This is a genomic window from Novosphingobium fluoreni (assembly GCF_014196615.1).
GTDB lineage: Bacteria > Pseudomonadota > Alphaproteobacteria > Sphingomonadales > Sphingomonadaceae > Novosphingobium > Novosphingobium fluoreni.
In genome coordinates this window covers 26,841-35,137 of the sequence record NZ_JACIDY010000011.1, presented here as the reverse complement: position 1 = coordinate 35,137, position 8,297 = coordinate 26,841, and the positions used below count along the sequence as shown (strand labels likewise).

Annotated in this window: 9 protein-coding genes; 5 read left to right on the top strand and 4 right to left on the bottom strand. The window is 64.4% G+C overall.

Annotated features, from left to right (window positions below):
- The 4 genes from GGR39_RS17115 to GGR39_RS16190 form a co-directional block, all read right to left on the bottom strand.
- A partial coding sequence (locus tag GGR39_RS17115) for a hypothetical protein (RefSeq protein WP_221226190.1) occupies nt 1-219 on the bottom strand: 219 nt, incomplete at its 3' end.
- Between the two features lie 496 nt (nt 220-715).
- Complete coding sequence (locus tag GGR39_RS16200) at nt 716-1,615, bottom strand: endonuclease/exonuclease/phosphatase family protein (RefSeq protein WP_343055918.1); 900 nt, start codon at nt 1,613-1,615, stop codon at nt 716-718.
- Between the two features lies 1 nt (nt 1,616).
- Nucleotides 1,617-2,993 (bottom strand): sensor histidine kinase, encoded by a 1,377-nt coding sequence (locus GGR39_RS17505; RefSeq protein ID WP_221226189.1) that lies wholly within the window; start codon nt 2,991-2,993, stop codon nt 1,617-1,619.
- The gene (locus tag GGR39_RS16190) at nt 2,990-3,658 is read right to left on the bottom strand and encodes a response regulator transcription factor (RefSeq protein ID WP_058735304.1); all 669 of its coding nucleotides are present in this window, start codon (nt 3,656-3,658) and stop codon (nt 2,990-2,992) included. The genes GGR39_RS17505 and GGR39_RS16190 overlap by 4 nt, the downstream gene beginning before the upstream one ends.
- A gap of 204 nt (nt 3,659-3,862) precedes the next feature.
- Between GGR39_RS16190 and GGR39_RS16185 the strand changes: the two genes are divergently transcribed.
- The 5 genes from GGR39_RS16185 (at nt 3,863) to GGR39_RS16165 (ending at nt 8,285) form a co-directional block, all read left to right on the top strand.
- A complete protein-coding gene (locus GGR39_RS16185; protein ID WP_183618692.1) occupies nt 3,863-4,636 on the top strand; it encodes a nucleoside/nucleotide kinase family protein in 774 nt (257 codons plus the stop codon).
- Nucleotides 4,633-5,340 (top strand): nucleoside/nucleotide kinase family protein, encoded by a 708-nt coding sequence (locus GGR39_RS16180; RefSeq protein WP_183618691.1) that lies wholly within the window; start codon nt 4,633-4,635, stop codon nt 5,338-5,340. The genes GGR39_RS16185 and GGR39_RS16180 overlap by 4 nt, the downstream gene beginning before the upstream one ends.
- Before the next feature lie 15 nt (nt 5,341-5,355).
- Nucleotides 5,356-6,693 carry a lipopolysaccharide biosynthesis protein gene (locus GGR39_RS16175; protein ID WP_183618689.1) on the top strand — a complete coding sequence of 446 codons (1,338 nt, stop codon included), beginning with the start codon at nt 5,356-5,358 and terminating at the stop codon, nt 6,691-6,693.
- Nucleotides 6,690-7,553 carry a hypothetical protein gene (locus tag GGR39_RS16170; RefSeq protein WP_183618688.1) on the top strand — a complete coding sequence of 288 codons (864 nt, stop codon included), beginning with the start codon at nt 6,690-6,692 and terminating at the stop codon, nt 7,551-7,553. The genes GGR39_RS16175 and GGR39_RS16170 overlap by 4 nt, the downstream gene beginning before the upstream one ends.
- Before the next feature lie 489 nt (nt 7,554-8,042).
- Nucleotides 8,043-8,285 (top strand): hypothetical protein, encoded by a 243-nt coding sequence (locus tag GGR39_RS16165; RefSeq protein WP_183618687.1) that lies wholly within the window; start codon nt 8,043-8,045, stop codon nt 8,283-8,285.
- The last annotated feature ends 12 nt before the right edge of the window (nt 8,286-8,297 follow it).

The following is an 8,297-nucleotide window of genomic DNA, read 5'->3' as shown; positions in this document are numbered from 1 at the left end:
ATGGCGATGACATGAGGTCAGGCGATTCTGCTCAGCAGTTTCGATCCGTACCCTCCGCTTCGCCAAGAAGGCGACTTTTTCAACGCCATCGGGACGGAGCTGCCATTCTGGCTTGGATCTTGGCAAGTCCTCTTTCGCTAAAAACCGACGTTCGCTCGTTCGGCCCTCGAAGGTAGGACCATAACCCCAGCATGATGACCGCATTCCGATCTGGTTCATGGACCTGCCTAGACCTACGCCGCCATCGATCCGCAGGATTCGAACGATCTCGCCAGCAACCTCATCGACAACGCCGCACTGCCTACAAAGTCCAGCGTAATCGTGACTGCCGAGGCCGAAAAACTCTGATTTCTGCTCCCGATATGCGACGATACTCCGACATCACCTAAGCCGATCGCGCTCACGCCACCGCGCCGTGCACCCGCTTCGAAGAGCGTGAGGGCATGCACGGCTTAATCTTCTAATTAAGCACAGCGACCGCGGCTTCAGAATCAGTCCGGGTGTCGGAAGGCCTTTCTCGACACGCAAATAGCTTGGCAATTCTCAATGGAGGGCGCGCGACAGACGCGGAAGCCTGCCGCCAGGTCAGTTCATATTCGACCAGGAAGCCGTCATGATCGGAGAGCACCGGTCCGTTCGGGCCTCCGTCGAACAGCGCTTCGACGCGGACCGGGCGGATAGTCACGCGCTCACCGTTTCCGAAAAATTGCAGGTCCTACGTGTCGACCCAAGGCTCGTCGCCGTCCCAGGACATGTGCACCTTGCAGTCAGAGCCCGGTTCCATGCAGGCGCGATGGACCAGTCGCATTGGCTGGTAGCGGGTGAAGTTCTCCCACCGATCCTGCGAACCGCGCATGTTGAAGTCTCCGCCGAACACGATCGGATAGCGGTCGTCGTGGCTGGCATCGATGAAGGCGGAGGCTTCGGTCACCTGGCGGGCGTGGGCAGCAAGGTTGCGCGCTTCGGCCACATGCGACGCCCTGCGCGAATTCATGTGCGTGTCGTACAGATCGATAGGTACCGGCACACCCGGCACCGCGATCCGGGCAAGCATGACGCCTTTGTTGGCTAGGCAGTCCAACCCGGCGCAGGACCGGCGACCATAGGCCTGACTGCGGGTTAGCAGGACCAGATAGCGTGACGCGATCACCAGTCCGCTGCCGGTCAGGCGCACGCCGATCTCTCCCTTGCGGAGTTTCGCGCGGTGCGGCAGCTTATCGGTGAACATCCGGATGTGCAGGGTCGTGCGGCGCGGGCCGGGCACGATGGCCGGATAGCCGGATGCCAGCACGGCCCGCTTCGCAGCGCCGCTGAACACCTCTTGGAACAGCACCACGTCGGGCGCCTTGCCGGCGGCGCGCAGGGCGGCGAGATGCGCGCCGATCCGCACCAGGTCCTGCTTGCGGCCGGAGCGAGCGGGCCAGCCCAGGCCCTCGACATTGTACGTCAGCACCGACAGCGTCGCGGTGCGGGTCACGCCGTCAGGGGCGATACGGACGGTTGGCGCGGACGCAGCTTCGGCCGCCATCCGGCGCAACGGCGGGGCTGTGCCGCAACCTGTCACGGCGATGCTCAGCACAAGGGACAGACACGCGAAAACACCGCTATATCTCACGTCAGCTCGCCTGGGAGCGCAAGGTTAGGACCGCCAGCAAACCGTGACCATCTTGGCGCTCCTCCAACCTGATCGTTCCGCCCAGCAGCGTCATCGCCTTCGATGCGATCGACAGCCCCAGCCCGCTGCCGGCCGTGGGCAAGGCGCCATGCTCGAACCGGCGCAGCAGCCGCTCGCGCTCGGCGGCGGGGATCCCCGGCCCGCGATCGCCCACCGAAACGGCGAGCTGGTCCGATCCGCGCGCAAGGGCGATGTCGAGCTGACCGCCGCAGCGCGCATGGCGGATGGCGTTGCCGATTACGGCCGAGAGCGCCACCTGCAACAGCGCCGCGTCACACTGCCAGCGCACGATATGTTCTGGCACGACGCTGCACTCGATGCCGTCCGGACCCGCTTCGATCATCGCGTCGGCGACCACTTCGGCAACCAGTCCATGCACGTCGACCGAGCGGGACGCCACGGCGGTCGCGTTCAATCGGGCAAGCATCAGCATCCCGTCGATCAGGTTGTTGGCGCGATCGACCGTCGATGTCAGCCGATCGACATCCTGGCCCACCGCCTGCGGCGCCAGTCGGCGCAGCACCTGCGCCTGGGCGCGAATCGCTGCCAGCGGCGTGCGCAGCTCATGCGCCACGTCGTCGGTAAACGCCTGCTCCAGGTCGTAGGCTCCCTCCAGGCGGGCGAACAGCTTGTTCAACGCAACCACCAGCGGCTCCATCTCCCTCGGCCAGACCTCGGGCTCCAACGGCTCGAGGTCGGCAAGCGATCGGGCATTAATGGTGGAGGCCAGCCGCTCCACTTGCGACAGGCTCTTGCGCAATGTCGCCCAGAGTACGAGCATCGACAGCCCGAGCAACAGCAGCATGGGCAATGCCAATTCGGCCAGGACGGGGCCGAGCGAAAATTCACGCGCGGCATGGCGCTGCGCAACGACGATGAGCAGCGGCGTCTTGATGCTCTGCATGCCGTAACTGCGCCAGCCATCGCCTTGCGCGGTGAAGGTGTGCAGGCCCGGCTCCAGCGGCAGCAGCCGCACCGGCGCTCCCCAGCCTGACCGGGCAACCAGCTTCCCGTTCCAGAACACCGCGAACATGCAGGAATCGTAAGTGGCTTGGAACGCCTTCTCATCCTCGGTGGTGAGCAGCGGGTCGCCGTGGCCGTCAACCACTCGGTCGCGCCGCACAAGGACGCCTTGCGCGAATTCGTCCTGCATCATCATGTCGAGCAGCTTTGCCGCATCGATCAGTTGCACGTCGGCCGCGCGGCTGATCTCGCGGTCGGCGAAGACGTAGAGCACGGCCCCGATCGCCAGTGCGGTCAACGCCAGCAACAGCAGCACACGACGGTAAAGCTGCATAGATAGGGTCGATCGCTTCACCGTTCGCGCCCGCCGACCATGTAGCCCAGGCCCCGGGCGGTATGAATGAAGTCGCGCCCGATCTTGCGGCGCAGGGACGAGATCGCGACTTCGACCGTGTTCGATTCCGCCCAGTTGTCGCCGTCGTAAAGTTCGGCCTCAAGATCCGCCTTGGACACGAAACGCCGGCTGCGCCGCATCAGCAACGCCAGCACGCGAAACTCCTTGGCCGTGAGCGGCAAGGCCTGCCCTTCCAGCGTCGCGACATGCCCGGCAAAGTCGAGCATGACCGGGCCGATGGTCATGGTGTCATCCTGGCGTCCCTCGCGCCGGCGTAATTGCGAGCGGATGCGGGCGGCGAGCTCCTCCAGGTCGACAGGCTTCACCACGTAGTCGTCCGCGCCGGCATCGAGCCCGGCCACTCTCTGCTGCGTGCGGTCGAAGGCGGTGACGACGATCACCGGGGTCGCGATCCCCTCGCCCCGTAGCATGCGCAGGACTTCCAGGCCGGTTCCGTGCGGCAAGCCGATGTCGAGCAGGAGCACGTCGTAATCGGCACTACGGCCCGCAGCCAGAACGTCGTCCCCGCGTGTGAACAGATCGACCACGTAGCCTTCCAGCTCCAGCGCGCGCCTGATCGCGGGGCCGAGATCGGCGTCGTCTTCCGCTAGCAACAGGCGGGGCAACTTGAACTCCGGGGTGGGTGTGACGGCAGGCAAACGCCTTATTTGCCGGGAGATAGGCCCTGAACAAGGTCCACGTCAAACTCGCGCACAAACCTTTGCGAGCGTCAGTTTCGCATCAGGTTCAGCGCGTAGAGTGCCCTGTCCTAGCGCGCCCTGCGCACTTCTCGCACTTTGCCCTATGTGCACCAGAACGGCTACAGATTGATGACACTCTCGACCTTGCCTCCCGCCGCCAAGACCTATTCGTCTCTCGATGCCGCGCTCGATCAACGATGGTCGCACGATGGCGTGGCGCTCGCGCCTTGCGTGGCTCTGGTGGGATGCGACGGTTCGGGCAAGTCGAGCCTTGCGCGCGATCTTACGGCGATGCTCGATCAGGAGGCGCCGACGCGCTCAATGTATCTTGGCACCGGTACCGGCGATCTTGGGCGTCGCATCGGCCAGCTACCGTTGATCGGCGGCCTGGTGGAACGGTTCCTGTCCGCCGAGGCCAGCAAGGCGCACGCAAGGTCTGACGAGCGGCTGCCCGGCTTGCCGACCGCGCTCGTTATGTTCGCCTTTTCCCTCGCCCGCCGTCGCCGTTTCGCACGCATGCTCGACTTACGCCGTCATGGCATCCGGGTGGTCAGCGATCGCTATCCCCAGGCCGAACTGCCCGGCCGCTTCGATGGCCCGAGCCTTGCCTGGACTCGCCGGGGCTCGGCCCTGGTCGAGCGGCTCGCCCGGCGCGAGCGCGATATCTACGAAGACATGGCCGCGTTCCGTCCGGACCTTGTGATCCGCCTCAACGTCGATATCGACACCGCGCTCGCCCGCAAGGCCGACCATGACCGCGAACTGCTGCAAAGCAAGCTGGCGACCGTGCCAACGCTGTGCTTTGCCGGTGCCCGGATCGTCGATGTGGATGCGACGCGGCCCTACTCCGAAGTCCTCGCCACGGTGCACGACCTAATGCGGCGCGAGGCGCTTGCGGCATGAGCGATGGGCCTCTCCTGATCGCGGTCGTCGGTTGCGACGGTTCGGGCAAGTCGACGCTGACCGAGGCCTTGCAGCAGTGGCTTGAGGCACGGCAGCCGACGGCGACCTGCCACTTGGGCAAGCAGTCCGGCAACCTTGGCCGCATGCTGGCGCGCACGCCCTTGATGGGCCGGCGGATCGATCGCTCGATCGAAACCCGATCGCGCCAGGCGCACAAGAGCGCGAACCCCGGCCTGCTGGCGGCCCTGGTGATCTACGCCTTCGCCTTGCGCCGGGCGCGCCGGTTCCGCCGCATGCTTAAGCTGCGTGGCGAAGGATACACCATCATCGCGGATCGCTTTCCGCAAGTGGAGCTGCCCAGCGCAATCGACGGCCCGGGGCTTGGCACCGCTCGGCGCCGCGGGCTGGTCGGCGTTCTTGCCGCGGCTGAGCAACGCTTGTTCCGGCACATGGTGGCGCACGCGCCCGATCTCGTTCTGAGGCTTAATGTGCCGCTCGATCTCGCCGCCGCGCGCAAGCCCGATCATCGGATCGAAACGCTCGCCCGCAAGATCGAGGAAATGCCGCGCCTGCGCTTCGGCGCCGCGCCGATCGTGGAGCTGGATTCGCGCGAACCGCTTGACCGCGTGGTCGCTCGCGCACAAGTGGCCGTGCAGACGCTGCTCGACCAGCGTGAACCGGCACGGCCCAGCGCTGCGGCCTAAACAGAGCACGGAGCCATGAAACGTTGGTTCGCCGATGGCGTGTTCCGCACCATCGTGCGCAACGCCGCCTATCTCGCCACGGGCAAGCTGGGCGGCGCACTGCTCGGCCTGCTGGCGCTTGCCCTGGCGGGACGCGGGATGAGCCCGGCGATGTTCGGCACGCTGATCCTGATTCACTCCTACGCCAATGGCGTGGGCGCAGTGATCAAGTTCCAGACCTGGCAGTTCATCGTGCGCTACGGCGCGCCGGCGCTGGAACGCGGCGATATCGCCACCTTGCGGGACGTGACCGGCTTTGCCTTCGGCCTTGACCTTGCCAGTGGGCTGCTGGGCATGGTGTGCGGCCTGGCCGTGCTACCCTGCGTTTCCGACTGGTTCGGCCTGGGCGCCGACCACCTCGGCCTCGCCATGCTTTACTGCACCCTGATCCCGACCATGACCGCCGCGACGCCCACCGGCATCCTGCGCGTGTTCGACCGCTTCGACCAGATCGCCTGGCAGCAGCTGGTCACGCCCTTGGTCCGCGGCATCGGCGCGACGATCTCCTATGTCGCCGATCTTGGCTTCACCGGGTTCGTGCTGACCTGGTACCTGGCCGACTTGTCCGGCGACTTGTGCCTGTGGGCGATGTCGGTGCGCGAGTTGCGCCGCCGCGAGGTCAAAGGCGCGCTCAAGCCCGGCTTGTTCCGCCCCGCCCGCAAGCTGCCGCGTGCCTGGAGCTTCGTGTGGACTACCAATGCCGCCCACTCGATTTGGGCTGCGTGGGGCCCAGTCAGCAACCTGATCGTGGGCGCGCTGCTCAGCCCGGTCGCTGCCGGCCTGTTCAAGATCGCCGCAACCTTCTTCGATTCGGCCAGCAAGCCAGCGGAACTGATGAGCCGCAGCTTCTATCCCGAGATTATGCGCCTCGATCCCAGCAGCCGCCATCCCTGGCAACTCGCTGTCCGCAGCGCGCTCATTTCGGGCGCCATCGCGATCGTCGTGCTGCTGCTCGTCATGGTCGGCGGCGAGCCGGTGATCGCGCTGACGTTCGGCAAGCGCTATGTCGAGGCCTACGACCTGCTGCAACTGATGACGCTTTCGCTGGTCATGGCAATGGCGGCCTTTCCGCTGGAATCGCTGCTCTACATGGCCGGGCGGGAGCGGTCGGCGCTTGTCGCGGAAGGGACTGCGGCGCTGGGTTACGCGGTGCTGCTGTTCGTCGCCATCCACGCTTACGGCTTGTGGGGCGCGGGGCTGGCCTATGTCGCGGGTGTCTGCCTCAAGACGCTGTTCATGCTGGTGCCCACTGCGCTCGCCTATCGCAACCGCAATAACCTGACGCATGAGACGCATGTGGCGGTGCCGGCATGACGGCGCGCGCGCCCTTCCCGCCGTCGGTGGTCGACGCTTTGTTCGAAGCAGTCGAGATGGACGATGTCGTCGATCCGGTGGTCAGCCTGCCCGATCCGATCCCGATGGCCTGCGACGCGGCGGAGATGCGCCGTTGCCTCGACCTGTGTCTCCAGTTCTGGCGGGAGGGGGCGATCCGGCAGGACCTGCTATCGCTGACCGGCACGCTGCTGCGCACCGGCGACCTGCCGCCCGACCAGCGCCGCCGCTACAAGCTGATCCGCGCCCGCTACAAGCATCTGCGCTTCGCTCTGGTGCTCTATAGCGCCGCCCATCGCGCACCCTTGCTGTTCCGGGCTACCGTGGCGGTGATGGGACACTTGCAGGACGCCTATCGCAACGATCGGCACGGCGCGGCACGGCGCTATGCCCTGGTCCTGCGGTCGCTGCTGACCTGGCCCGTGTGGCGCGCCGTGCAGCGCCAGGTCGGTACCCTGCGGCTCGACGATGCGAAGGGCTTCCTGCGCTATCGCCTGTCAGAACTGCAGCGCCTGTCGCAGTGGCTTGCTGCCGAGACGCTGACGGCACATCGCTTTCACGCCATGCGCAAGATCGTCAGCCGAATGGTATCGTTCTACGACACGCGCCGCTCCCTCGCGCCATGCGAGCAAACGTACCAGATGTCGCGCTATCTCAGCGCCATCAACGGACTGATGGGCGGTATGCACGACGACCTGGTGGAAAGCGCCGTTTCCGGGTTGCAGGACTACCATCGCGACGCCTTCCTCTTGCCCCAGGACATTCGCTCCCGCTTGCTGGCACTAACGCAAACCCCAAGAAATGCCGCCCCCATCGATATGCCGTCCAGCTTCCGCTCCTAGCAGTTCGAAGGAGTAGCCCTAAGATGCGGATTTATGCCCGCCCTCGTACGAATAACGACACCGCCTTCTATAGCTGGTGAAATTTGGCTTGCCGGATAAGGCACCAAAGCATCCACCAAGTCAAAATTACGCCCAGACATCGAACTATTTGCGCTTCGACTGGTACCGACAACCAAACTCTTGTGGTATGTTAGATGAATGGCAAGTTCTTGGGCCAACTTATAGATCGGCTTAGGACAGCTATTGAGGGTACTGCCGCCGGATCGTGCAGTCGGATGGAAATGGCGAATTCCGGCACAAGCAGACATTCCTGTCGGTAAACTTGAACGTCGCAGTTTGATCAAGAGGCGACGCTCAATGCTCACTGGACTGGCCACGCACAGTGACTGCAATAGGGCTGGCAGCAAACTAGTGGCTTTTGGATGAGAATTGCTGAATGCAGTCAATCAAGGATCGTCTGTTTGAGAATTCGTTGTAGGGATCTCTGTAATGCCGGTCTATTTCATTCACCAGATCAGCACGGGTGAGCCACGCCTTAAGATAAGGCGTGCCAAGGATATTTTCCGGCGCCGAGACATATCACAGATCGGAAATCCTGAAACTCTCGTTTTGGTCGGCTGGATCAATACAAATGCAGAGAGCGCACTCGAAGCGCAGCTGGACATCTCGAAGAACCCTTGGTTTGGCGCGAAAGCGAGGCGAGGAGTGATCATGCCAGCGTCGACTACGTGATCACGGGTCAGT